Genomic DNA, 22,018 nt, shown 5'->3' on the forward strand with positions numbered 1-22,018 from the left:
CGCTACTGCAATTGAGGATAGTTAAATGAGTGTCAAAATCGGCTTAATTGGTCTGGGCATGATTGGCCGGGATCACCTGAAGCGTTTTCGCAACGTTATTTCGGGCGCAGAGGTTACAGCAGTTTGTGATATCAACCACGCAGCGGCAGATGCTGTCGCCAGTGAGTACGGTGTTACCGCGTTTTACGATGCAGAAGAGATGATCAACTCTGAAACCGTAGACGCCGTGTTTATCTGTTCAATCGGCCCGGTACATAAAGCACAAATACTGGCGGCCTTTAACGCTGGTAAGCCGGTATTCTGTGAAAAGCCGCTGACGCCAACCGCTGATGAGTCCCGGGAGATCATTGATGCTGAAGTCAAAGCGGGTAAGCGACTGCTGCAGCTGGGCTTTATGCGCCGGTTTGATCCGGGTTACCAGGCGTTGAAACAGGCCATTGATGGCGGGGAGCTCGGCGATATTATGCTGATTCACTGCGCGCACCGTAACCCTTCAGTGCCGGAGAGCTACACCCTGGAGATGGCGGTTAATGACTCCGCGACCCATGAAATCGACATTATCCGCTATCTGCTTAACGAAAACATCGTCTCCGTGCGCGTTGATAAGCCGCGCAAAAAAACCAGCCGCGCCCTGCCTCATCTGCAGGATCCGCTTATCGTGATTTTTGAAACCGAGTCGGGCGTACGCATTGACGATGAACTGTTTGTTAACTGTCACTACGGCTACGACATTCGGTGTGAAGTGATTGGCGAAAACAGTATTGCAGCCCTCAATGAGCAGCAACTGATCGCGACGCGCTCATTAACGGGTAACGCCCAGCATATTGCCCAATCCTGCATGGAGCGCTTTGCCACGGCTTACGATCGGGAAGTGCAGCACTTTGTTAACCGCATCAGCGCCGGTCTGGAGATGAGCGGCCCCTCTTCGTGGGATGGCTATGTGGTGGCGCTGGTCTGCGATGCCGGTCTGGCATCACTGAACGATGGTGAAAAGCACGATGTGGTGATTCCACAGCAGCCTGCGCTGTATCGCTAATACGCCGATCATAATGAACGTAAGGAGTTACACATGCTGAACCTGACTGAAGAGGCACTGCATCTTCAATGCCGGGCCCTGAATAAAACGGAAGCGATTACCCTTGCGGCAGAGGCACTGGAAGCGGCCGGCTATGTTAAGCCGGGTTTTTTAGCCGGCATGTTGGCGCGTGAGAGAAGTGTGTCGACCTATATCGGTGCCGGCATTGCGTTCCCCCATTGCGCGAAAGAGAACCTCGATTTGGTGATAAAAACGGGCTTTCAGGTTTTCCAGTTTCCCGACGGCGTCAGCTGGGGCGCAGGCAAAGTTGTTTTTGTGATGATCGCCGTAGCCGCCACAGAGAATGAGCACATTTCTGTACTGGCCAATATAGCCGATCTGCTGGGTGATGAAGTGAAAACGACCTTACTGGCAAATGCCAAAACCAAACACGATTTTATTGAACAGTTTGAGAAAGTTTGAGCGCTTCCGCGCATAAAGGATAAAGAGATGAAACTTGCACTATGTACGGATGTTCTGGCGGATTTACCCTTTACGGCAATGCTGGATAGAGTCAAAAGCTACGGGATCAGCGGCGTTGAAATGACCGCGGGGGGCTGGTCACCCTGCCCGCACGTTGACACAGAAGCGTTACTGGCCTCGCCGGCGAAACTGGAACAGTTCAAACAAGAGCTGGCTGAACGGGAGATGCGCATCGTTGCGCTGAACTGTTCTGGCAATCCGCTGGCACCCGGCGCACTGGGTGAGACTCATACCCGCAGCAGCTACCGCGCCGTGGAGCTGGCAGGGAAGCTGGGCGTAAAAAAAATCGTCATGATGAGCGGCCTGCCCGGTGGCTGTCCGGAAGATCGCACCCCTAACTGGATCACCTCTACGGTTTCCTGGCCGGATTATATGCCCGAGGTCATTCGTTATCAGTGGAACGATGTGGCGATTCCGTGGTGGAAGCAGTTTGTGCGGCATGCAAAGCAGCATGGCGTTGAGCAGATTGCCATTGAAGAGTTTCCGAGCCAGCTGGTTTACAACCCAGCTACCCTGCTGCGGCTGCGTAACGCCGTCGACAATATGATCGGGATGAACCTCGACCCGTCGCATCTGATTGCAATGGGGGCGGATCCGATTGCCGCGGCGCGGGCGCTGGAGGGCGCGGTATTCCACGTGCATGGCAAAGATGCGCGTATAGAGCGCGGCCTCGCTGACGTTGACGGCTTACTGGATTATCAGCCGGTCACCAGCACCAAAACCCGCACCTGGAACTATGTGGCAGTGGGATGCGGCCAGGATCTGAAGTGGTGGAAAGAGTTCTTCTCGGTTCTGCGCATGACGGGCTATGACGGTGATGTCTCGCTTGAAATGGAGGATTTAACCATGAGCGTGGAAGCAGGCCTGCAGACCTCCATCGATGCTCTGAATATGACGCTCAGCCGTTAATCGTTTTCTGCATGGTCAGTCACGTGCAGCGGCTGGCCATGGTGAAAATCAGTCAACCTTTTACCGCTAACAGCCTCGCATCACTGTCGCTCAAAATCATTCAAATATTTTGATTTATAACGTCAACCGCAGAGCATTTTCATCAGAGTGAGTTGCGCCTACTATAGCTTCCATCGAGGCACAACGCCTCACAACTTAAAAAACACTTTGAGGAAATGACCATGAAAAACATCAAAACTTTCGTTGCAGTTGCTGCTCTCTCCCTGCTTTCAGCCTCCAGCTTTGCGCAAACCATCACGGCAACCGGCTCAACGCTCGATAGCGCTGAAGCACAAATTGCCGCACAGGCTAAACAGGCAGGCATGGGCTACAGCATTACGGAAGCTTATGCGGGAAATCAGGTGCACATGACAGCCCGTCTGACCCACTGATCATGGTCGCAAAAGGAGTTGCCAGAAGGGGCTGCCATCAGGCAGCCTTTTTTGTTTGGTGTATCCGGGTCAGCCGCCAGTAAGAGGCGAGAGAATACGCTGACCAACTACGCGCTCAATTTCTGAAGCGATCTGCAGGACAGCCCAATCTTCGCCCGGCGCAGCGTAGAGGGTGATCCCAAACGGCAGGCCATCATCATCTTTGCCAACCGGGATAGCGATAACCGGCGCACCCGCTTTTCCGGTACATTTTGCGGCGGCAGACATCGGTGAGAGCAGGATGTCTGCATTGCCATCCGCCAGCGCAGCCAGAATCCCCTCCTGCAGGCTTAGCCTGATATCACGCAAGCGATCCTGCCGATACTGCGCCGAACCAATATCCGGTGCCTGGCGGGTGGCCTCCAGCAGCGACTGCCCGTACGGAATAGCCTCCGGATTATCGCTGTTCCAGCGCAGGATGTCGTCAAGGGATTCCATGCCACAGGGCGTCAGCCGGGCAAGCAGCAGGTTCAGGCTCTCGCGGAACTCCGTGCGGAACACGCAGGATCGCACGGCGTCAAGCTGATCTGCTTCGCGGAAATCGCAGGGATCCACGATAACAGCACCAGCCTCAGCCAGTAAACGCAGCGTCTTATTAAACGCGTGCTGCCGGCTCTCCGTCATCACATTGTCAGCGACAGCGCGGCGCGGTATTCCAATCCGCACGCCGTGCAGCGCTTTTTCAGGGATATCACGAGCAGTAACCTTTACCAGCGTTGCGGTGTCATTCATGTCTGCGCCGGCAATGGCGTTGAGTACCAGCGCAGCATCCTCCACCGTGCGCGTCAGCGGGCCCGGTGAATCCTGGCTTGGCACCAGGGGAATAAGCCCGTGGCGGCTCACACAGCCCGGTGTAGGCTTGAAACCGACAATAGAACTGTAAATCGCCGGCGTCTGCAGTGAGTTTTGTGTCTCGGAGCCTATGGCAAAAGCACACAGCCCGGCCGCGACCGCGGCGGCGGACCCCACACTGGACCCCTGCCCGCGCCCGTATGACGAGCCCAGCGGATGACGGACCACGCCGCCTGCGCCGCTGAACTCTGCTGGCATAACATCTGACACAAAATCGGCAAACTCCGTCAGATTGGTTTTACCAAGTAGCACGGCTCCCGCTTCCCGCAGGCGCGCAACAATCGTGGCTTCATAAGGTGGAATAAATGTCTCCAGCGCTTTCGCTCCCGCTGAGCAGTAGCTCCCGTCCGTGGTGAACACATTATCCTTCACCAGCCAGGGTACGCCATGTAACGGTCCTCTTATGCGCCCGGCCGCGCGCTCTTCATCGGCGCGCTGCGCCTCTTCCAGCGCCGGCTGCGAGAGGGTACGGACACAGTTGAGTCCACTCTCGCCGCCGCTTATCTGTTCAATGCGCGCCAGATACCACTGTGTTGCCGCATAAGAGGTGATCTGGCCGGCTGCAATAGCTTCTCCGATCGCCCGTGCCGATCCATTGCTCAGAAGAGAGGTGATATCTGTCATCGCTTTGCCCCATCGTTAAAGCCCGTACCTTATCCTCCCGGAGATGATGTGTTTATACAGTTACGCTCTTTTGCCGGGAGATCTGCAATTTTCAACAGGAAGATGACCACCCGGGATGCCCAGAACGAGGCTGATTGTCTGCTTTTAGCCTTTCTTCTCCCGCCTCGCCGATCTGGCGTCTATGATTAAAGCTTCCAAAAACCTTATAAAAAGAGGTGCTTCTGGCACCCGCTATTTAACTGGAGGCCGGGTATGAGCAACCCAGCGAATGAAAATCAGCAACTGGCATGTGGTGACACAGTGCCGCCATCAACGCCTGCGCCAGAGATGATGCCGGTCACGCTAAAGGTCAATGGCAGTGAACATACCTTACACGTGGATACCCGAACCACGCTGCTGGATGCCCTGCGTGAGCATCTGCACTTTACCGGCACCAAAAAGGGTTGCGACCATGGTCAGTGCGGCGCCTGTACCGTTTTGGTTAATGGTCGTCGCATCAACGCCTGTCTGACGCTGGCCGTGATGCAGGAGAGTGCCGAGGTAACAACCATTGAGGGGCTTGGCACGCCAGACGATCTGCATCCGCTGCAGGCCGCGTTCATCAAACACGATGGCTATCAGTGTGGCTACTGTACGCCAGGGCAAATCTGCTCATCAGTGGCGATGCTGCAAGAGATCAAAGCCGGTATTCCCAGCCACGTCTCCTCCGATCTGCTGGCCGCGCCGGCACCCGAGGCCGATGAAATTCGCGAACGGATGAGCGGCAATATCTGCCGCTGCGGCGCCTATGCCAATATCCTTGATGCGATTGAAGAGTATGCCGGAGGCCTGCCATCGTGAAAGCCTTTACCTATGAAAAAGTCGCCTCGCCGCTTGAAGCCGCCGTTCAGGCACAGCAAAACCCCGGCGCGAAATTTATCGCCGGGGGCACCAACCTGCTGGACTTAATGAAGCTGGAGATCGAAACCCCGGTTCATCTGATTGATGTGAACGGCCTTTCACTCGATACCCTTGAGGCAACGCCTGAAGGCGGCCTGCGTATTGGTGCGCTGGTGCGCAACACCGATCTGGCGGCGGATATGCGCGTGCGCCGCGACTATGCGGTCCCTGCCCGCGCGTTACTGGCGGGTGCATCCGGTCAGCTGCGCAATCAGGCAACGACCGCAGGCAATCTGTTACAGCGTACGCGGTGCCCCTATTTCTATGACACCAACCAGGCGTGCAATAAGCGGACGCCAGGCAGTGGCTGTGCGGCGCTGCAAGGGTATAGCCGGCAGCTCGCTGTCGTGGGCGCCAGTGAGCACTGCATTGCCACGCATCCCAGCGACATGGCTGTGGCAATGCGGCTGCTTGATGCCACGGTCGAGACCATTAACCCGGATGGCACGGCACGCGCCATTCCCATTGCCGACTTTTATCGCCACCCGGGCGATACCCCGCATCTGGAAACCGTGCTGCAACCGGGAGAGCTGATTGTGGCAGTCATCCTGCCACCGCCTGTTGGGGGCACGCATATCTATCGTAAAGTCCGCGATCGCGCATCCTATGCGTTTGCGCTGGTGTCGGTGGCGGCGATTGTGCAAACGGATAACAGTGGCCGGATTGCGCTGGGCGGCGTGGCCCACCAGCCGTGGCGCCGCCCGGCAGCGGATGACGCGCTGGTCGATGGCACCCAGGCGGTGTATGACCGCTTACTGGGCGATGCCAACCCGACCGCGGCTAACGCGTTCAAGTTAGTTTTGGCGAAGCGCACGCTCGCCTCCGTGCTGGCAGAAGCGAGGGCAAAACCATGAAATTTGATAAACCTGCGGGTCAAAATCCTATCGATCGACTGCGCTATGTCGGCCAGCCGATCGATCGCATCGACGGCCCGCTTAAAACCACCGGCAGCGCCCACTATGCCTATGAGTGGCACGATGAAGCGCCAGATGCCGTGTATGGCTATGTCGTCGCCAGCCCGATTGCCAAAGGTCACATCAGCGCGCTGGAGACCGAAGCGGCCAGCAGAGCGCCCGGCGTGCTGGCCGTGATCACCGCCGCCAACGCGGGCAAGCTGGAGCTTGGTGAGATGAACACCGCCCGGCTGCTGGCGGAGTATCAGATTGAACACTATCACCAGGCGGTTGCGCTGGTGGTAGCAGAGACATTTGAGCAGGCGCGGGCAGCAGCGCAGTTGGTTGAAGTGCACTATGAGCGTGAAGCGGGAGCTTACGATCTGGCGCAGGAGAAGCCGTCAGTGACTGGTGCACCAGAGTCATCGCCGGATAAAACCGTCGGTGACGTTGAGCAGGCCCTGACGCAGGCGACTTTTACGCTGGATGCGGTTTACACCACGCCGGACCAGAGCCATATGGCGATGGAGCCGCACGCGTCAATGGCGGTCTGGGATAACGATGCGCTAACCGTCTGGACCTCCAATCAGATGATCAACTGGTGCCGCTCGGATCTGGCTAAAACGCTGGTGATTCCGCAGGAGAAAGTGCGGGTGCGGTCGCCTTACATCGGCGGCGGTTTTGGCGGCAAGCTGTTCCTGCGTAGTGATGCGCTGCTGGCGGCGCTGGGCGCACGCGTGGTAAAGCGCGCGGTGAAGGTGATGCTGCCACGGCCAATGATCCCCAATAACACCACGCATCGCCCGGCGACCAATCAGCATATTCGTATCGGCACCGATGGCGAGGGACGCATCACCGCCCTTTCGCATGTGAGCTGGTCTGGTAATCTGCCCGGCGGGACGCCCGAAACCGCGGTTCAGCAGAGTGAGCTGCTCTACGCGGGAGCCAATCGGCTTACCGGCTTGCGCCTGGCTACCCTCGATCTGCCTGAAGGCAATGCAATGCGCGCACCGGGTGAAGCGCCGGGCCTGATGGCGCTGGAGATCGCTATTGATGAAATGGCGGAGCGTGTGGGCCTCGACCCGGTACAGTTCCGCATCCTCAACGACACCCAGGTTGATCCCGCCGATCCCAAACGCCCCTTCTCGCGACGCCAGTTGATAGAGTGCCTGCAGACGGGCGCTGACAAATTTGGCTGGCAGCAACGTCATGCTGTGCCGGCGCAGGTCAGAGACGGACGCTGGCTGGTCGGCATGGGGATGGCGGCAGGTTTCCGCAATAATCTGCTCTCCGCTTCGGGCGCCGCGTGCATCTGGATGCGCAGGGCATCGTCACGGTGGAAACCGATATGACCGATATCGGAACCGGCAGCTATACCATTATCGCCCAGACCGCCGCCGAGATGCTGGGCGTACCGCCTGAAAAAGTGCACGTGCGCCTGGGTGATTCAGACTACCCGGTTTCAGCCGGCTCGGGCGGCCAGTGGGGTGCAAACACCTCTACAGCAGGCGTATATGCAGCCTGCGTGAAACTGCGCGAGCGCGTGGCTGAAGTGCTGGGTTTTGACGTGCAGGAAGCTGAATTTATTGAGGGCGAGGTTCGTGCCGGCGGCAGAAGTATGCCACTGGCGGCCGCGGCGGCCAGCGGCACGCTATCGGCCGAAGATACCATCGAGTTTGGTGATCTGGATCAGAAGTACCAGCAGTCCACTTTCGCCGGACACTTTGCCGAGGTGGCAGTGGATATCGCCACCGGTGAAGTGCGCGTGCGCCGCATGCTGGCCGTCTGTGCCGCCGGCCGCATCCTCAATCCAAAAACCGCGCGTAGCCAGGTGATCGGCGCCATGACCATGGGGTTAGGCGGTGCGCTGATGGAGGAGCTGGCGGTGGATACCCGGCTGGGCTATTTCGTGAATCACGATATGGCGACCTATGAAGTGCCGGTCCATGCCGATGTTCCACAGCAGGAGGTTATCTTCCTTGACGACACCGACCCGATCTCTTCGCCCATGAAAGCCAAAGGCGTGGGCGAACTGGGTTTGTGTGGCGTGGGCGCGGCCATCGTGAATGCTATCTATAATGCAACCGGCGTTCGCGTCAGGGATTATCCGGTGACGCTGGATAAACTGCTGGCGGGATTACCGGAAACGGCCTGATAGCGGGTGTTTTAACGAGCACGGAGAGGCCGTCATGCGGCCTCTCCGCAAAATTTATATATACACCAAAACAAATGTGTTATTGACTTCATGCAGGCCGCACCAGATACTGTGGCTCTTTCTGCCAGGAGTCATCATGCCACACCTTACCCCGCTGCAGCTGTTTAAAAACCTCTCGGACGATACGCGCCTGACGCTGGTGCTTCTGTTGAAAGAGCAGGGTGAACTCTGCGTGTGTGAACTCTGTGATGCCCTGGCGCTGTCGCAGCCAAAGATCTCCCGCCATCTTGCACTGCTGCGCACCAGCGGGTTGCTGCTTGATCGGCGCGACGGAAAATGGATCCACTATCGACTCTCTCCGCAGATGCCCGCCTGGGCTGCCGCCGTCATTGAACAGGCATGGCTGAGCCAGCGTGATGCTATCCGCGCGCTGACGCCGCAATCTCCGCAGGCGCAGGACCGGAGCAACGTGCTCTGCCGCTAAAATTTTTAAGTAAACACATTCGATTTATCATATATGTATAATCTCTAATGACGCTAAATCCGGAGGATGCATGCTGCTGGCAGGCGCAATTTTTGTTTTTACCCTGATACTGGTTATCTGGCAGCCGCGGGGACTGAGCATTGGATGGAGTGCGGTTACCGGGGCTGCGCTCGCGCTGCTTACCGGCGTGGTACATATCGGGGATATCCCGGTGGTCTGGCAGATTGTCTGGAACGCTACCGCCACCTTTATCGCGGTGATTATCATCAGCCTGCTGCTGGATGAATCCGGTTTTTTTGAGTGGGCTGCGCTTCATGTGGCGCGCTGGGGCGGCGGCAGTGGCAAAAAGCTGTTTACTTATATTGTGCTGCTGGGTGCGGCAGTCGCCGCGCTGTTCGCCAATGATGGCGCGGCGTTAATATTAACCCCGATTGTTATCGCCATGCTGCTGGCGCTGGGGTTCAGCCGGGGCGCCACGCTGGCATTTGTCATGGCCGCCGGTTTCATTGCCGATACCGCCAGCCTGCCGCTGATTGTCTCAAACCTGGTTAACATCGTCTCGGCTGACTTCTTCCGGCTGGGCTTTCGCGATTACGCGGCGGTGATGGTGCCGGTCAACCTCGTAACGATTGCCGCCACGTTGCTCATGCTGCATCTGTTTTTCCGTCGGGAGATCCCCGCCCGCTACGATGCAGCAAAGCTGAAAATTCCGGCGGAGGCGATCCGCGATATCAGTACCTTCCGCGCCGGCTGGCTGGTGCTGCTGCTTCTGCTCACTGGCTTCTTTGCGCTGGAGCCGTTTGGCGTGCCGGTCAGCTGGTTGCGGCGGTGGCCGCGCTGATCCTCTGGCTGGTTGCCCGCCGCGGCCGCGTGATTAACACCGGTCAGGTGCTGAGAAGCGCGCCCTGGCAGATCGTGATCTTCTCGCTGGGCATGTATCTGGTGGTGTATGGCTTACGCAATGCCGGCATGACAGAGTATCTGACCGCGCTGATGAATCACTTTTCCGCCTCCGGCGTCTGGAGCGCTGCGCTGGGAACCGGCTATCTCACCGCACTTCTCTCCTCGGTGATGAACAATATGCCCACGGTGCTGGTTGGCGCGCTATCCATTGATGCCAGCACCGCTCAGGGTACCATTCGCCATGCCATGGTGTACGCCAACATTATTGGCTGTGATTTGGGGCCTAAAATTACCCCCATCGGCAGCCTGGCGACGCTGCTGTGGCTACACGTTCTGGCGCAGAAAGATATCCGCATCAGCTGGGGCTATTACTTCCGGGTGGGTGTCGTGATGACGCTGCCGATATTGACGGTTACGCTGGCGGCTCTGGCGCTGCGCCTGTCGTTCTGATGTCTGTTGCGGCGCAGGCCGCTCCACTGCAAGAGGCTTTTATATGTCTGAGATCACCATTTATCACAATCCCGCCTGCGGCACGTCACGCAATGCGCTGGCTCTGATTCGTAACAGCGGCACGGAGCCGCGCATTATTCACTACCTGGAGACGCCGCCAACCCGCGAGGAGCTGACGGCATTGATCGAGGCGATGAACATTGAGGTCCGTTCGCTGCTGCGTAAAAACACCGAGCCTTACGAGCAGCTCGGCCTCGCCAGTGACACCTTCTCCGATGCGCAGTTGCTGGATGCCATGCTGGCGCATCCTATTCTGATTAACCGCCCTATCGTGATCACCCCACTGGGAACCAAACTGTGCCGCCCCTCTGAAGAGGTGCTGACGCTGCTGCCCCATGCGCAGCAATAAGGCGCCAGCTACTGTTTACGGGTGCCGGCCATACTGGCAAACACGCCGTCACGCAGCACGAAGGCATGCAGTAACGCGGCGGCCAGATGCAGCATGACGGTGGCAAACAGCGCCAGAGCCAGCCAGGTGTGCAGCGGCCGCAACAGCGCATAGAGGTCGTTGCTTACTCCGGTAATGGGAGGCAGCACCACGCCTGGCGCCAACGTGACAGGGTAACCTGCCGCCGACAGCATGGCCCAGCCAACCAGCGGCTGGCCCAGCATCAGCAGATATAACGCCAGATGTGAGAGGTGCGCCATGGCCCGCTGCCAGCCAGGAATTGATGCAGGCAGCGCAGGTTTTACAGTGGCGAAACGCAACCACAGACGAACCACTACCAGCAGCAGAATCATCACGCCCAGCGGCTTGTGTATCGATACCAGCAAACCGTGCCAGGAAGAGACGGTAGAGACCATGCCTACTCCGATAAACAGCATCGCCAGGATGGCCGCGGCCATGAGCCAGTGCAGCGCCCGCAGTGCCGGATGAAAGACGGTTACCTGTTTCATGGTGCTTCTCCAGCCTGTTGTGCCTGCTCACGGGTGCGGGCGTTGTAGGATTTCGCATACGCCGAAGAGCGGGCATTAAGGATCGGATCATCTGATGCGGCAATCCCCGCCGGGAGAATCAACGGGTCGTAGTTGATGTCATTGCACGCCCCCTGCTGCTGCGCTTCTGCCTGTTTCAGTATCAGCGTACCGGCATTGATGGTTTTACGATCGGCAGGCCACGCTTTGCTGGCATCGTTACTGGCATCACCCGGTTGCGCCAGCGTAATGATCAGGTCCCACTCCAGAGGCGCCTGCGCCAGTCGCTGCGTTAAATCGTGCTGCAGAAAATCGCTGTCTTGCTTATCCGCATTACTGAGAGGCGCATAGTCGGTATGGGGCACCATGCTCCAGCGAACCAGCTGCTGATGGCCGTCGCGATCAATCAGCTCAAACGCATTCAGGCTATTGTAACGATCGCTCGCCCAGCTGGAGGATGGCACATACTGTTTTGCCCAGCCGAAGAACGCTTTGATTTCCGGGTGCGCAGCTACAAATGCCTGCAGCTTTTTCGCGTCCGGCTTGCCGGTAGCAGGGTCCGGTAGCGTTGCGGTTTGCAGCGCGTAAAACGCTTCAACCGAGGCGACCGGGAAGAACGGCATGGCATTCATGCCCGTCCGCCACTGCTCCCCGTTGCCCTGCTGGAATGAGAGCGCCATGCTGCGCACCGGCACGGCATAATCCGGTGCATGAGGATTGCCGCCGGCAATGGCAAAGCGGCCGATGACGGGGATCTGCCCCTGAGCGAATACCTCCGCTTTTGACAGGCTACTGGCGTTGCCGTTCGAGACAAAATCGCCGATTACGCACAGGCCTTTGGCATGATTACGGCGGAAACCGGCGTGTTTTCCACCAGACTGCTGCAGCACGGTGACCAGTTTATCTGCGCTCAGGCGCTGTGGCGCTAACCAGCCGCCCGCCCAGAGAAACAGCACAACGAGGAGTAAAGGTATGACTCCAGCCAGCGCCAGACGAAAGGCTTTCTGACGGGTAGATAGCGATGAGGTGCTCATAGGTGTGCTCACAAACCAGATGGATCAGATAGCGCAGTTAAGACATGAAAACGATTAACCCGGCTTGCACACTATCGTAGCGGCACAATTTATTGCGCGATGAATCGCACTGCTACGGAGTGTGTGCCGGACGAAATCAGGACTTAACTGAACGGTACGAAAATCAGATAGCGTGTTTTTTTCTTAAGCTTACCGTTAACCACACGGCGGAGATGAAGAAGTAGAGTGCGCCAACGGCAGCATAGCCGGCGATGTTCAGAATCGAAGGCGGCACTGGCATCTTCGCCTGGAAAATAAAGAAGCCGCCCGCCAGCGCGGACTGCGCCCCGCTAAGAATCATGGTCCACTGTGCGCCAAAACGCTTCCAGCGCCGTAACGCTGCACCCAGCTGCAGTAAACCCGAAATAATCGCCCATACGCCAAACACCGCAATCACCGCATTGGCACTCATACGCAGCGCCACGATAACCGCCAGCGTTGTGATGATGCTCACCACAATGTTAAGGGCCTGCATACGGTTACGGCCCAGCCCGCCGCTGAAGGTGGCATCTACATAATTCGCCAGCGCATCCCATGCGGGATAGATCACCAGCATCGCCGCAGCCAGTGCCAGCGAATGCTGACCAATGGCGAATGCCGTGACCACCCACAGCACGGAAAATAGCGTGCGCATGAAGTAGTAGTGTTTCAGCCACTGCTCAGGATGGGTTCGGTAAAAGTGTGTTGTTGTCTCAGACATAGTTGCTCCGTTGCCCGGTCGGCGAAATCATAGAAGAACAGGAAGGCATACGCCAGTGATAACAACCTACTAGTTGGTAGATACACTGTCAACGCGCACTTTTACGGAAATGTGCGGTAGAGGAGTGAAAAGGCGCGGGAGCGCCATTCTGCAGGGGCGACCGTACCCGATCGCCAGCGTTTTACGCCTGTAAAGTTATCTTGCGCAGCAGCGGATAAACGATCTGATCGAACACTTCCGCGTTTTTGAATGCGCGGGCTGCGAGCATGGCACCGTGTACGCTTGCCATCAGCGTTTTCGCTTCTGTTTCTGCACCAGCGCTCAGCTGAAAGACACCGGCATCCTGGCCTTTGGCCAGCTGCTGCGCTAACCAGCCAGAGAGATCGCTGAAATGGCCGGTCACCTCATGCGCCACCTCTTCCGGCAGGATTGGCATCTCGGCGGCCAGCATGACGCAAATACAGAACGGCGAGTTTCCCTCTTTAATACAGTGCGCCCAGTAATCCACGTAGGCTTTGACCTGCAGCAGCGGATCATTTATCTGTTCATCCATAGCTTTAAGCCCGGCACGCGCTTCGGCGCGATACTCCTCCACCACCGCTTTTACCAGATCGGCTTTACCCGGAAAGTGGTGATGAATGCTGGCTTTGCGGATGTCGACCCGTTCAGCCAGATCGGCATAGCTAAAACTTTTATAGCCGCCGGAGGTGAGCAGCTGGCGGGTGTAGGCGATGATTTCGCGCGCTTTGGGTGAACGTTCAGCCATAACAAATTCCACTAATAGACAACTGCTGCTGAACCTACTGACTGGAAGGTTGGATGTCAAGCTGCTGCCATGAATCGCCTGCGGCTAAAAAAAGTAAGCAATATTTCTGGCGCTGGTTCGTCTACCTCCTCACACACTGTAATGAGGAAATACCATGAGAGATTTTGATATGCATCATTCGCGCGGCCCGGGTTTTGGTCGCCACCGTATGGCCAGGCCCCTGCTGCTGGCTGCCGGGCTGTTCATCCTGCTGGGACTGCTGGTAATGACCCTGTGGAATGCCCTGCTGCCTGAACTGACCGGCATAAAAACCATCGGCTTTTGGCAGGCGCTGGGGCTACTGGTACTGTGCCGTATCCTGTTTGGCGGCTTAGGCATCCGCCCGGGCATGTTTGGTATGGCTCGCCGGCGCATGCATGAACGCTGGATGCAGATGACGCCTGAACAGCGCGAAGAGTTTATGCAGCATCGCCGTGAACGTTTTCGGCACGGTGGGCGCTGCGATCGTCACGGACGCCGCGATGAACGCCGCGATGAAAATCATCCCGATTCGCCTGACGCCAGCTGATTCTTATGGCGCAAGACTCACTGCAGATATCGGCACTCTACGCCTGCTACGCCAGGGTCAGCGCCTTCATTCGCGGACGCAGCGCCAGCCGCGACGATGCGGATGACATTTTGCAGGAGGTTGTCTCTAAGCTGATGCAGGTGGAGCAACCGGTTGAGAATGTCAGCGCCTGGCTATTTCGCGCGGCCCGCAATGAGATGACCGATCGCTCGCGTAAGAAACGCGAACTGCCTCTGCCGGGGAGCGACGACGAAGGGACGTTTGTCGAAGATGAGATTGCGGAAACGCTGTTTGGCGTGCCGCAAACCCCGGAAGATGAGTACCTAAAAACGCTGCTGTGGGAGGAGCTGGAGGATGCGCTGACAGAGCTGCCTGCCGCCCAGCGTGAGGTCTTTGAGCAGACCGAACTGCTCGGATACAGCTATCAGGATCTGGCCGCAGAGAGCGGTACAAGCGTGCAGGCGCTGTTATCGCGCAAGCATAAAGCGGTGCTGTTCTTACGCACCCGGCTGCGCAATCTGTACGATGAACTGACCGCACAGGGGTAAACGCACAGTGGCGTTTACCCTTCAGTCGTTACCACCAGGCGGGCTGCGGTTGCGGCTGTAACAGATCAATCCCCTGGCCGAGCATGGGCAGACACAGCGCAACGTTGCCTTGCGCCGCCAGTTTCACCATTTGCCTGAAGGGATCATCCCACGGATGAAACGCCAGATCGAAGGCAGCATTATGAATCGGGAACAGCCACTTCGCCTTAAGATCGCTAAATGCATTGAGGGTATCCACGGGCAGCATATGAATATCGGCCCAGCGCCGATCGTATGCGCCGTTTTCCAGGAAAGCAGCGTCAAACGGCCCATATTTGCGGCCAATCTCTTTAAAACCGTCAAAATAACCTGAGTCTCCGCCTAAAAATAGTCGCAGTTCCGGGGTGATGAGTGTCCAGGAGCACCATAGCCGTTTATTACTGTCGAACAGACCGCGTCCGGAGAAGTGTTGTGATGGAGTGGCGACAAAATGGATATCGCCAATATCGTGCGACTGCCACCAGTCAAGCTGGGTAATTTTCTCTGCTGCCACACCCCACTTTACCAATAAGTCGCCAACGCCCAGCGGCGCCAGGAAATATGTCACCCGATCTTTTAGCGCTATTACTGTCTGACGATCGAGGTGATCGTAATGATCGTGTGAAATGATTATCCCCTCCAGCGGCGGCAGATCGCGAAGTCCAATGGGCGCAGGCTGGAAGCGTCGGGGTCCAAACCTTTTAAAAGGCGATGCGCGCTCGGAAAATACCGGATCAACCAGCCAGTACTTGCCGGTTAATTTCAGTAACAGCGAAGAGTGCCCGAGACGAAATACCGTGTTGTCAGCCGCAGCAGAGAGCGCATGCGCGTCGATGATTTTTAGCGGTAGCGCATGATCCGGTACGGTATCGCGCGGTTTATTAAAGAAGAAATCCCACATCATTTTGCTGTAATCCGCCACGCTCAGCGACTGGCGCGGACGGGAATTACGGAACCGCTTACCGTCAAACTGGGCGGATTGCGGATAGCTTTTATTACTCCAGCGGGACACGCCTGAACAATTCAACATTGTTATTTTACCTGGCATCGGGGGTAGTTCAGAATAGCGGCTTTGTTATAGCCAGACATCACATAATGGGCGGTGAACCCGTTGATATATCACTGCAACGAACACTTTTTACATTCACGAGGGAAAAATGAAACCACTCTTTGTTTACGGCACGCTGCAGCCCGGCCATAGCAATGCACATATTCTGGAGAACATCGGCGGTGAGTGGCTGGCCGGTTCGGTGAACGGGACTTTCTATGAACGCGGCTGGGGCGCCGCCGCCGATTTTCCCGGTATCGTGCTGGATCAACAAGGCGCACACGTCAACGGCTATGTGTTTACTTCACCCCGGCTGGATCAGCACTGGCCGATGCTTGATGCGTTTGAAGAGGGGTATGACCGCGTTGAAGTGGCTGTAACCACCGTTGATGGAGAGCAGATGCGCGCGTGGATCTATCAGCTGCAGCCACAAAACGGGTAACAGACGCGCGGCATCGCACGCCAGCGCCTACCCTTATCCTCATCACACGATGAGGAGCAACCATGATCACAATCTGTACCGCCTGCGGCACCTCTTATGATGCGACGCACGGCCAGCCAGCGCACTGCAATATTTGCGAGGATGCGCGCCAGTTTGTTCCCGCCAGCGGACAGCAGTGGCTGAGCCGGGCTCAGCTACGTGCCACGCATCGCAATATGTGGCAGCAGCTGGAACCTGGCTTACTGAGTGTGCAAACCGTGCCGGCCTTCGCCATTGACCAGCGTGCTTTTCTGCTCCAGACCCGCCACGGTAATATTCTGTGGGATTGCATTGCCCATCTGGATGACGCGACGGAGACCCTCATTCAGGCACTGGGCGGCATCAGCGCGATCGCCATCTCCCATCCGCACTACTACAGCACTATGCAGGATTGGGCCGCCGCCTTTGACGCGCCCATCTATCTGCATGCCAGCGACAGCGAATGGATTCAGCGCGCCAGCCCGCATATTCACCTGTGGCAAGGTGAAGCGCTCACGCTCTTCCCGGAAGTGACGCTCTTGCGCCTCGGTGGGCACTTTGCCGGTGGCACGGTGCTGCACTGGGCACACCAGCAAGGCGTGTTACTGAGCGGTGATATTGTGCAGGTAACGCCCGGCGCCAACGCGGTCTCTTTTATGTGGAGCTACCCCAATATGCTGCCGCTGGCGGCGGCATCGGTTAGCGACATGCTCGCCCGGCTGGAGCCGGTAGCGTATCAGCGCCTGTATGGCGCGTTCGCCGGACGAGAGATAACCGCCGACGCCAGACAGCGGGTGCGCAGCTCAGGCGAGCACTATCTTGCCTGCCTGCAGGGCACGCCACGCTGATACGGTAGCTGGTTGAATAAGCATCGATCGCATCGTGAGCGGATGTACAGACGTCTGGACGTATATTATAGTCCATCTCCTACAACAATAAGGAAACCGCTCCGATGAAGAAAGTTCTGCTTACTGCCCTGCTGGCCGCCTCTGTTTCGCTGCTGAGCGCCTGCGACCAAAACGGTGACAACAAGATTAAGGTGGCGATCAATACCGGGCCTGATGAAGCGCTGTGGCAGACGGTCAAACAGGTGGCGCACGATAAGTACCAGCTGGATGTGGATGTAATCGCGTTTAACGATTACGTGCAGCCCAACGAAGCGCTGTTTAACAAAGATGTGGATGCTAACGCCTTCCAGAGCCTGCCGTATCTGGAGATGCAGTCGAAAGAGCGCGGGTATAAATTTGCGGTCGTCACTAACACCTTTGTCTTCCCGATTGCCGGATACTCCCGCAAAATCAAAAGCCTGAGCGAGCTACCAGATGGCGCGACGGTGACGATCTCCAACGAAGCCACCACCCTTGGCCGTAGCCTGCTGCTGTTACAGGCGCAGGGTCTGCTCAAGGTGAAGCCAGAAGCCGGCCTGCTGCCGACGACGCTGGATATTACCGCAAACCCGAAAAAGCTGAAGATTGTGGAAGTTGACACGCCGCAGCTGGCGCGAACGCTGGACGATCCGCAGGTGTACATCTCCATCATCAACAACAACTTTGCTGCGCTGGTTAACTTGTCAGCTTCGCGGGACGGTATGTTTATGGAGGGCAAAGCGTCACCTTACGTGAATGCCATCGTAGCGCGCGAAGACAACAAAGAGAGCGCCAACGTGCAGAAGCTGAAAGAGGCGTTCCGTTCTCAGGCGGTGCTGGATAAAGCCAACGAGATCTACAAAGGCGACATTATCAAAGGTTGGTAATCGTTACCGCATCCTGAATCCTGCGCGGTCGTGCTTGTTACGACCGCGCGCCCTCTCCCCCCGCGTCACTAAAACCCGCTATAGTCAGGATGAAAAATAGACAGGGTGTAAAAATGGCGTAAAAATATCGGCGATTTGTATAAAAATTGCGTACAAATAATCGCCACAATCTACCCGTAACGCCCTGAAAACGGTATGTTCGCCAGCATTTTCCGGCGTGAGGCTGCACGTTTTGTGATTAGGCAGCGCTCGCGAATCTTCCCTGACTAAGCAGGAACGTTATGAGTCAATCAGAGAAACAGTCTCTGCCCGCTGGCGTGCTGGCTGCCGCCGGCATTGTTTTTGGCGATATCGGTACCAGCCCGCTATATACCCTGAAAGAGTGCCTGTCGATTCTGCCAGGAAGCGGTGCATCGGCAATTGCCGTCATGGGCTTTCTATCCCTGATTTTTTGGGCGCTGACGCTGATCGTGACGCTGAAATATGTCTGCTTTGTTATGCGGGCCGACCACGATGGCGAAGGCGGCGTTTTAACGCTGATGTCGCTGGCCCGTCGTCATGTGAGCGCGAAGGTCGGGCACATTGTGGTGCTGGCGGGCTTGATTGGCGGCGCATTCTTTTACGGGGATGGCATTATCACGCCGGCCATTTCGGTGCTCTCCGCTATTGAAGGGATTGAAGTGGTCTCGCCAGAACTGGAGAAGTATGTGGTGCCGCTGGCGGTGGTGATTCTGACGCTGCTGTTTATGATTCAGAAACACGGTACGGAGAAGGTCAGCCGGGTGTTTGGCCCGGTGATGTTTTTGTGGTTCATTACGATTGGTGTTCTGGGCGTGCGAGGTATTCTGCTCAATCCTGAGGTGCTGCAGGCGCTCAGCCCCACGTATGCCGTGACGTTCCTGCTTACGCACAAGGCGCTCTCATTTGCGGCGCTGGGGATGGTGGTGCTGGCCGTAACGGGTGCGGAAGCGCTGTATGCGGATATGGGCCACCTGGGTAAAAAACCGATCCGCCTGGCCTGGCTGCTGGTGGCGATGCCGGCGCTGGTGCTCAACTATTTTGGTCAGGGTGCGCTGGTGATTGCCGATGCGAAAGCGCTTGCTAACCCCTTCTTTAATCTGGCGCCAGGCTGGGGACAGATTCCGCTGATCGTGCTCTCGACGCTGGCGACGGTGATCGCCGCGCAGTCGGTGATTTCGGGCGTTTATACTCTGACGCATCAGGCGATTCGTCAGGGTTTTCTGCCGCCGATGCGCATCATCTTCACGTCGCACACGGAAGCCGGTCAGATATATATCCCGGTGGTTAACTGGCTGCTGTTTGCTGCCGTCACGGTGATTGTGCTGGCGTTCCGGCAATCCTCCGCGCTGTCTTCGGCTTACGGCATCGTGGTCACCGGCACTATGGTGATCACGGCCGGCCTCGCCGGGGTTGTCGCGCTGCGCAACTGGCGCTGGCCGTGGCCGCTGGCATTTCTGTTTTTACTCTGCATGTGGATGATTGACCTGCCGCTGTTTGCCGCCAACCTGATGAAACTGCTCTCCGGCGGCTGGGTGCCGGTTCTGCTGGCATTAACCATGATGGCGCTGATGCTGATCTGGAGCACGGAGCGCAACCGGCTGATCCGTCGTCTGGACAGCGACCAGGAGAGCCTGCTGGCGCTGGTGAGATCGCTGGAGAGCAATCCGCCCACGCGCGTTGATGGCACGGCTATTTTCCTGTCGCGCAAAGAGTTTGAGATTCCCCAGGCATTGCTGCATAACCTGAAGCATAACCGCGTGCTGCATCGCCGCGTCGTGCTGCTGCATATCCGTACGGTTGATACCCCACGCGTCTATAACCAGAAGCGCATCAGCATCCGACCGCTGTCGCCCTCTTTCTGGCAGGTTACCGCGGCGTATGGCTGGCGCGAAGTGCCGTCGATGAAAGAGATTTTGCATCTGTGCGGGCTGGAAGGCTTTGGCTGCACGGTGAATGAGGCCTCATTCTTCACCTCACACGATACGCTGGTGATGAAGAAACGTAAGGGGCTGGCGCGTATACGCGGTGGCATTTTCCATTTTTGCCAGCGCAACGCATTACGCGCGCACGAACAATTCAGCATCCCACCCAATCGGGTCATTGAGCTGGGCGGACAGCGCGAGTTTTGAGCCCGGTCAGCAGCGAGCGTGAGCTCGCCTGAAACGGCTACGGCCCCATCAATGCGGTCCCTGATTATAAAGACGCGTTTGACTTTCGGAGTGGCGACCCATCAGGGCCGCCATAGCTTAATGCCCTATTGCCACATTAACGCAGGCTTTTAACTGTCGAGGTGATAATTAAGATTCCGTGAGAAATGTAACCAGATGAAAAAATATTCCCGAAACATTGTCTGAGTTGTGGCGGAACTTTTCTTAACATCTAATTAGCAATTAAAGCTAAAACGCGTTACATCAAAACGTGTTTATTAAAGCTGTCGGCAGCCATCACCTGATGTGCGCTACTGCCGGTAATTAAAAACAAACAATCAATAATGATTTTGTGCTGCTGTTAAAACATCGGCTCAGCTTCTTTGAGGAGTAAGACCATGAAAGAGTTAATTAACGATGTTATCTCCATTTTTACACCGCAAAATGTTAAACCCGTTTTAATTCGTGCGGATTTAACCCACCGCGAATTATCATCCATTCATCCACTGGGCGTTACGTCTGTGAGTTGGGCGACCTCAATGGAGGAGCTGACCGATGCCATTGTCAAAAAAGCGCGGGCGGTAGGGGCCGTGGGATATCATATTACGGATGTGGAATCACATGAGCCGGGCCACGATGGTCAACATGTTATGGCGGCAACCGCTACGCTGTACCACATTAACGATAAAGTGGCGTACGGCTAATGTTCACCCTGTTTCAGACCGATCATTAAAGCCTGTCTCCTTTTGGCGGCAGGCTTTGCTGGTTAAAATAGCCGGCAAGAAAATCAATAAAAGCTTTAATACGCTGGGATTCAGATGCCCGTTGCGTATAGACCGCCCAGATATTCGCTTCCTGATACCACTCCGGTAATAGTTGTACTAATTGTCCGCTCGCCAGATAAGGGGCTACATCCCATGCAGAACGCAATGCAATACCGTGCGAATGCAACGCCCAGTTAAGAATAACTTTGCCACTGTTTGACGCGTAATGGCTATTTAGCCGACACAAAACCTGCTGGCTGCCATCGGTTAGCGCCCAGTTGCCAAAAGAGTTTCCACGTTCATTAATCATCAAACAGCTGTGATGAATTAAATCATCCAGCGATTGTGGCGTGCCGGCGCGGGATAAATAGTCCGCAGAGGCGCAAAGGATGCGCCGGTTTGCGATCAGCTTACGTGCAATATAGGCGGGATTAAGATCGTCACCTACGCAGATCTCGATATCGGTGCCGCTCTGCAGCAGATCAAATTCACGATCGCTAAGCATCAGTTTGATATTGAGCCGGGGATGCTGGTGAATAAACGCCGAAATGGCGGAAGAGAGGTACTCCTGACCAAAACCGAATGAGCAGCCAACCGTCAGTTCACCGGAGAGCTCACCGCGCCACTGCTGAAAATTTTGCAGAAAGCCATCCATCTCGTGCAGCACCTGCAGCGCACCTTCCAGCGCTTTTTCGCCCTCCGGCGTTAAACGGATCGCGCGGTTGCTGCGGAGAAACAGCCGTGTATCCAACTGCTTCTCAAGGATAGCAATACGTTTGCTGATGTAAGAGGGCGACTGGCCGAGCTCAAGCGCCGCGCGACCAAACCCTTCATGGCGCGCAACGCTGATGAACACATAGAGATCTTCTACTGCAGGCCAGCCCTGAAGCGGCTTCTGATAACTCTTTCCGGCAAGCACTCTTTCACCACATCACAGGGT

At 56.6% G+C, this 22,018-nt stretch carries 22 protein-coding genes and 2 pseudogenes; 17 read left to right on the plus strand and 7 right to left on the minus strand.

Annotation, left to right across the window (positions count from 1 at the left end):
• The first annotated feature begins 25 nt into the window (after window positions 1–25).
• The 4 genes from HA48_RS13875 to HA48_RS13890 all read left to right on the plus strand — a co-directional run bounded on the left by HA48_RS13875 (window position 26) and on the right by HA48_RS13890 (window position 2,898).
• A complete protein-coding gene (locus HA48_RS13875; RefSeq protein WP_128601837.1) occupies window positions 26–1,036 on the plus strand; it encodes a Gfo/Idh/MocA family protein in 1,011 nt (336 codons plus the stop codon).
• 33 nt (window positions 1,037–1,069) lie between these two features.
• Window positions 1,070–1,498 carry a PTS mannitol transporter subunit IIA gene (locus tag HA48_RS13880; RefSeq protein WP_128601838.1) on the plus strand — a complete coding sequence of 143 codons (429 nt, stop codon included), beginning with the start codon at window positions 1,070–1,072 and terminating at the stop codon, window positions 1,496–1,498.
• 27 nt (window positions 1,499–1,525) lie between these two features.
• Entirely contained in the window at window positions 1,526–2,467 is a 942-nt protein-coding gene (locus HA48_RS13885) for a sugar phosphate isomerase/epimerase family protein (RefSeq protein ID WP_128601839.1), read from the plus strand.
• Between the two features lie 221 nt (window positions 2,468–2,688).
• On the plus strand, window positions 2,689–2,898 hold the full coding sequence (locus HA48_RS13890; RefSeq protein WP_128601840.1) for a YdgH/BhsA/McbA-like domain containing protein: 210 nt from the start codon (window positions 2,689–2,691) through the stop codon (window positions 2,896–2,898).
• 69 nt (window positions 2,899–2,967) lie between these two features.
• Here the strand turns inward: HA48_RS13890 and HA48_RS13895 are convergent, their stop codons facing one another.
• Entirely contained in the window at window positions 2,968–4,413 is a 1,446-nt protein-coding gene (locus tag HA48_RS13895) for an amidase family protein (RefSeq protein WP_128601841.1), read from the minus strand.
• 252 nt (window positions 4,414–4,665) lie between these two features.
• Between HA48_RS13895 and paoA the strand changes: the two genes are divergently transcribed.
• From paoA to arsC, 6 genes and pseudogenes are all read left to right on the plus strand, one after another.
• Entirely contained in the window at window positions 4,666–5,253 is a 588-nt protein-coding gene (gene paoA / locus HA48_RS13900) for an aldehyde dehydrogenase iron-sulfur subunit PaoA (protein ID WP_128601842.1), read from the plus strand.
• Window positions 5,250–6,206 (plus strand): FAD binding domain-containing protein, encoded by a 957-nt coding sequence (locus tag HA48_RS13905; protein WP_128601843.1) that lies wholly within the window; start codon window positions 5,250–5,252, stop codon window positions 6,204–6,206. Before paoA ends, HA48_RS13905 begins: the two co-directional genes overlap by 4 nt.
• Window positions 6,203–8,400: pseudogene (gene paoC / locus HA48_RS13910) on the plus strand (aldehyde oxidoreductase molybdenum-binding subunit PaoC). Before HA48_RS13905 ends, paoC begins: the two are co-directional and overlap by 4 nt.
• 136 nt (window positions 8,401–8,536) lie before the next feature.
• Window positions 8,537–8,884 (plus strand): metalloregulator ArsR/SmtB family transcription factor, encoded by a 348-nt coding sequence (locus HA48_RS13915; RefSeq protein ID WP_128601844.1) that lies wholly within the window; start codon window positions 8,537–8,539, stop codon window positions 8,882–8,884.
• A gap of 70 nt (window positions 8,885–8,954) precedes the next feature.
• Window positions 8,955–10,237: pseudogene (locus HA48_RS13920) on the plus strand (arsenic transporter).
• Window positions 10,238–10,280: 43 nt separating this feature from the next.
• Window positions 10,281–10,646, plus strand: a complete 366-nt coding sequence (arsC, locus tag HA48_RS13925) for an arsenate reductase (glutaredoxin) (protein ID WP_128601845.1) — start codon at window positions 10,281–10,283, stop codon at window positions 10,644–10,646.
• A gap of 8 nt (window positions 10,647–10,654) precedes the next feature.
• Here the strand turns inward: arsC and HA48_RS13930 are convergent, their stop codons facing one another.
• The 4 genes from HA48_RS13930 to HA48_RS13945 form a co-directional block, all read right to left on the minus strand.
• Window positions 10,655–11,194: a cytochrome b gene (locus HA48_RS13930; RefSeq protein WP_128601846.1), complete on the minus strand. Its 540-nt coding sequence runs from the start codon at window positions 11,192–11,194 to the stop codon at window positions 10,655–10,657.
• Window positions 11,191–12,246: a catalase family peroxidase gene (locus HA48_RS13935; RefSeq protein ID WP_128601847.1), complete on the minus strand. Its 1,056-nt coding sequence runs from the start codon at window positions 12,244–12,246 to the stop codon at window positions 11,191–11,193. The genes HA48_RS13930 and HA48_RS13935 overlap by 4 nt, the downstream gene beginning before the upstream one ends.
• A gap of 163 nt (window positions 12,247–12,409) precedes the next feature.
• Complete coding sequence (locus tag HA48_RS13940; protein WP_128601848.1) at window positions 12,410–12,985, minus strand: DUF308 domain-containing protein; 576 nt, start codon at window positions 12,983–12,985, stop codon at window positions 12,410–12,412.
• A gap of 181 nt (window positions 12,986–13,166) precedes the next feature.
• The gene (locus HA48_RS13945; RefSeq protein ID WP_128601849.1) at window positions 13,167–13,751 is read right to left on the minus strand and encodes a TetR/AcrR family transcriptional regulator; all 585 of its coding nucleotides are present in this window, start codon (window positions 13,749–13,751) and stop codon (window positions 13,167–13,169) included.
• A 154-nt stretch (window positions 13,752–13,905) separates the two neighbouring features.
• On the opposite strand from HA48_RS13945, the gene HA48_RS13950 reads away from it, so the two are divergent.
• Both HA48_RS13950 and HA48_RS13955 read left to right on the plus strand, forming a co-directional pair.
• Window positions 13,906–14,319: a hypothetical protein gene (locus HA48_RS13950; protein WP_128601850.1), complete on the plus strand. Its 414-nt coding sequence runs from the start codon at window positions 13,906–13,908 to the stop codon at window positions 14,317–14,319.
• Between the two features lie 5 nt (window positions 14,320–14,324).
• A complete protein-coding gene (locus HA48_RS13955) occupies window positions 14,325–14,867 on the plus strand; it encodes an RNA polymerase sigma factor (RefSeq protein WP_128601851.1) in 543 nt (180 codons plus the stop codon).
• Window positions 14,868–14,895: 28 nt separating this feature from the next.
• Here HA48_RS13955 and HA48_RS13960 read toward each other — a convergent pair whose 3' ends face one another.
• On the minus strand, window positions 14,896–15,915 hold the full coding sequence (locus tag HA48_RS13960) for an MBL fold metallo-hydrolase (protein ID WP_128601852.1): 1,020 nt from the start codon (window positions 15,913–15,915) through the stop codon (window positions 14,896–14,898).
• Between the two features lie 127 nt (window positions 15,916–16,042).
• On the opposite strand from HA48_RS13960, the gene HA48_RS13965 reads away from it, so the two are divergent.
• The 5 genes from HA48_RS13965 (at window position 16,043) to HA48_RS13985 (ending at window position 21,018) form a co-directional block, all read left to right on the plus strand.
• A complete protein-coding gene (locus HA48_RS13965) occupies window positions 16,043–16,375 on the plus strand; it encodes a gamma-glutamylcyclotransferase family protein (protein ID WP_128601853.1) in 333 nt (110 codons plus the stop codon).
• 62 nt (window positions 16,376–16,437) lie between these two features.
• On the plus strand, window positions 16,438–17,241 hold the full coding sequence (locus HA48_RS13970; protein ID WP_128601854.1) for an MBL fold metallo-hydrolase: 804 nt from the start codon (window positions 16,438–16,440) through the stop codon (window positions 17,239–17,241).
• 104 nt (window positions 17,242–17,345) lie between these two features.
• Entirely contained in the window at window positions 17,346–18,146 is an 801-nt protein-coding gene (locus HA48_RS13975) for a MetQ/NlpA family ABC transporter substrate-binding protein (RefSeq protein ID WP_128601855.1), read from the plus strand.
• 281 nt (window positions 18,147–18,427) lie between these two features.
• Window positions 18,428–20,296: a low affinity potassium transporter Kup gene (kup, locus tag HA48_RS13980; RefSeq protein WP_128601856.1), complete on the plus strand. Its 1,869-nt coding sequence runs from the start codon at window positions 18,428–18,430 to the stop codon at window positions 20,294–20,296.
• Window positions 20,297–20,712: 416 nt separating this feature from the next.
• Window positions 20,713–21,018, plus strand: a complete 306-nt coding sequence (locus tag HA48_RS13985; protein WP_128601857.1) for a YdgH/BhsA/McbA family protein — start codon at window positions 20,713–20,715, stop codon at window positions 21,016–21,018.
• 25 nt (window positions 21,019–21,043) lie between these two features.
• Here the strand turns inward: HA48_RS13985 and HA48_RS13990 are convergent, their stop codons facing one another.
• Window positions 21,044–21,997, minus strand: coding sequence for a LysR family transcriptional regulator (locus tag HA48_RS13990; RefSeq protein WP_128601858.1), 954 nt, complete (start codon window positions 21,995–21,997; stop codon window positions 21,044–21,046).
• Between the last annotated feature and the right edge of the window lie 21 nt (window positions 21,998–22,018).

Origin of the sequence: Pantoea wallisii (genome assembly GCF_002095485.1) — a bacterium.
In the GTDB taxonomy this organism is placed as follows: Bacteria; Pseudomonadota; Gammaproteobacteria; order Enterobacterales; family Enterobacteriaceae; genus Pantoea; species Pantoea wallisii.

What these genes read in the sequence shown, in the direction of transcription:
- HA48_RS13875 (WP_128601837.1), top strand. Translation starts at nt 26, where the DNA reads ATGAGTGTCAAAATCGGCTTAATTGGTCTGGGCATGATTGGCCGGGAT.
- HA48_RS13880 (WP_128601838.1), top strand. Translation starts at nt 1,070, where the DNA reads ATGCTGAACCTGACTGAAGAGGCACTGCATCTTCAATGCCGGGCCCTG.
- HA48_RS13885 (WP_128601839.1), top strand. Translation starts at nt 1,526, where the DNA reads ATGAAACTTGCACTATGTACGGATGTTCTGGCGGATTTACCCTTTACG.
- HA48_RS13890 (WP_128601840.1), top strand. Translation starts at nt 2,689, where the DNA reads ATGAAAAACATCAAAACTTTCGTTGCAGTTGCTGCTCTCTCCCTGCTT.
- HA48_RS13895 (WP_128601841.1), bottom strand. Translation starts at nt 4,413, where the DNA reads ATGACAGATATCACCTCTCTTCTGAGCAATGGATCGGCACGGGCGATC.
- paoA (WP_128601842.1), top strand. Translation starts at nt 4,666, where the DNA reads ATGAGCAACCCAGCGAATGAAAATCAGCAACTGGCATGTGGTGACACA.
- HA48_RS13915 (WP_128601844.1), top strand. Translation starts at nt 8,537, where the DNA reads ATGCCACACCTTACCCCGCTGCAGCTGTTTAAAAACCTCTCGGACGAT.
- arsC (WP_128601845.1), top strand. Translation starts at nt 10,281, where the DNA reads ATGTCTGAGATCACCATTTATCACAATCCCGCCTGCGGCACGTCACGC.
- HA48_RS13930 (WP_128601846.1), bottom strand. Translation starts at nt 11,194, where the DNA reads ATGAAACAGGTAACCGTCTTTCATCCGGCACTGCGGGCGCTGCACTGG.
- HA48_RS13935 (WP_128601847.1), bottom strand. Translation starts at nt 12,246, where the DNA reads ATGAGCACCTCATCGCTATCTACCCGTCAGAAAGCCTTTCGTCTGGCG.
- HA48_RS13940 (WP_128601848.1), bottom strand. Translation starts at nt 12,985, where the DNA reads ATGTCTGAGACAACAACACACTTTTACCGAACCCATCCTGAGCAGTGG.
- HA48_RS13945 (WP_128601849.1), bottom strand. Translation starts at nt 13,751, where the DNA reads ATGGCTGAACGTTCACCCAAAGCGCGCGAAATCATCGCCTACACCCGC.
- HA48_RS13950 (WP_128601850.1), top strand. Translation starts at nt 13,906, where the DNA reads ATGAGAGATTTTGATATGCATCATTCGCGCGGCCCGGGTTTTGGTCGC.
- HA48_RS13955 (WP_128601851.1), top strand. Translation starts at nt 14,325, where the DNA reads ATGGCGCAAGACTCACTGCAGATATCGGCACTCTACGCCTGCTACGCC.
- HA48_RS13960 (WP_128601852.1), bottom strand. Translation starts at nt 15,915, where the DNA reads ATGTTGAATTGTTCAGGCGTGTCCCGCTGGAGTAATAAAAGCTATCCG.
- HA48_RS13965 (WP_128601853.1), top strand. Translation starts at nt 16,043, where the DNA reads ATGAAACCACTCTTTGTTTACGGCACGCTGCAGCCCGGCCATAGCAAT.
- HA48_RS13970 (WP_128601854.1), top strand. Translation starts at nt 16,438, where the DNA reads ATGATCACAATCTGTACCGCCTGCGGCACCTCTTATGATGCGACGCAC.
- HA48_RS13975 (WP_128601855.1), top strand. Translation starts at nt 17,346, where the DNA reads ATGAAGAAAGTTCTGCTTACTGCCCTGCTGGCCGCCTCTGTTTCGCTG.
- kup (WP_128601856.1), top strand. Translation starts at nt 18,428, where the DNA reads ATGAGTCAATCAGAGAAACAGTCTCTGCCCGCTGGCGTGCTGGCTGCC.
- HA48_RS13985 (WP_128601857.1), top strand. Translation starts at nt 20,713, where the DNA reads ATGAAAGAGTTAATTAACGATGTTATCTCCATTTTTACACCGCAAAAT.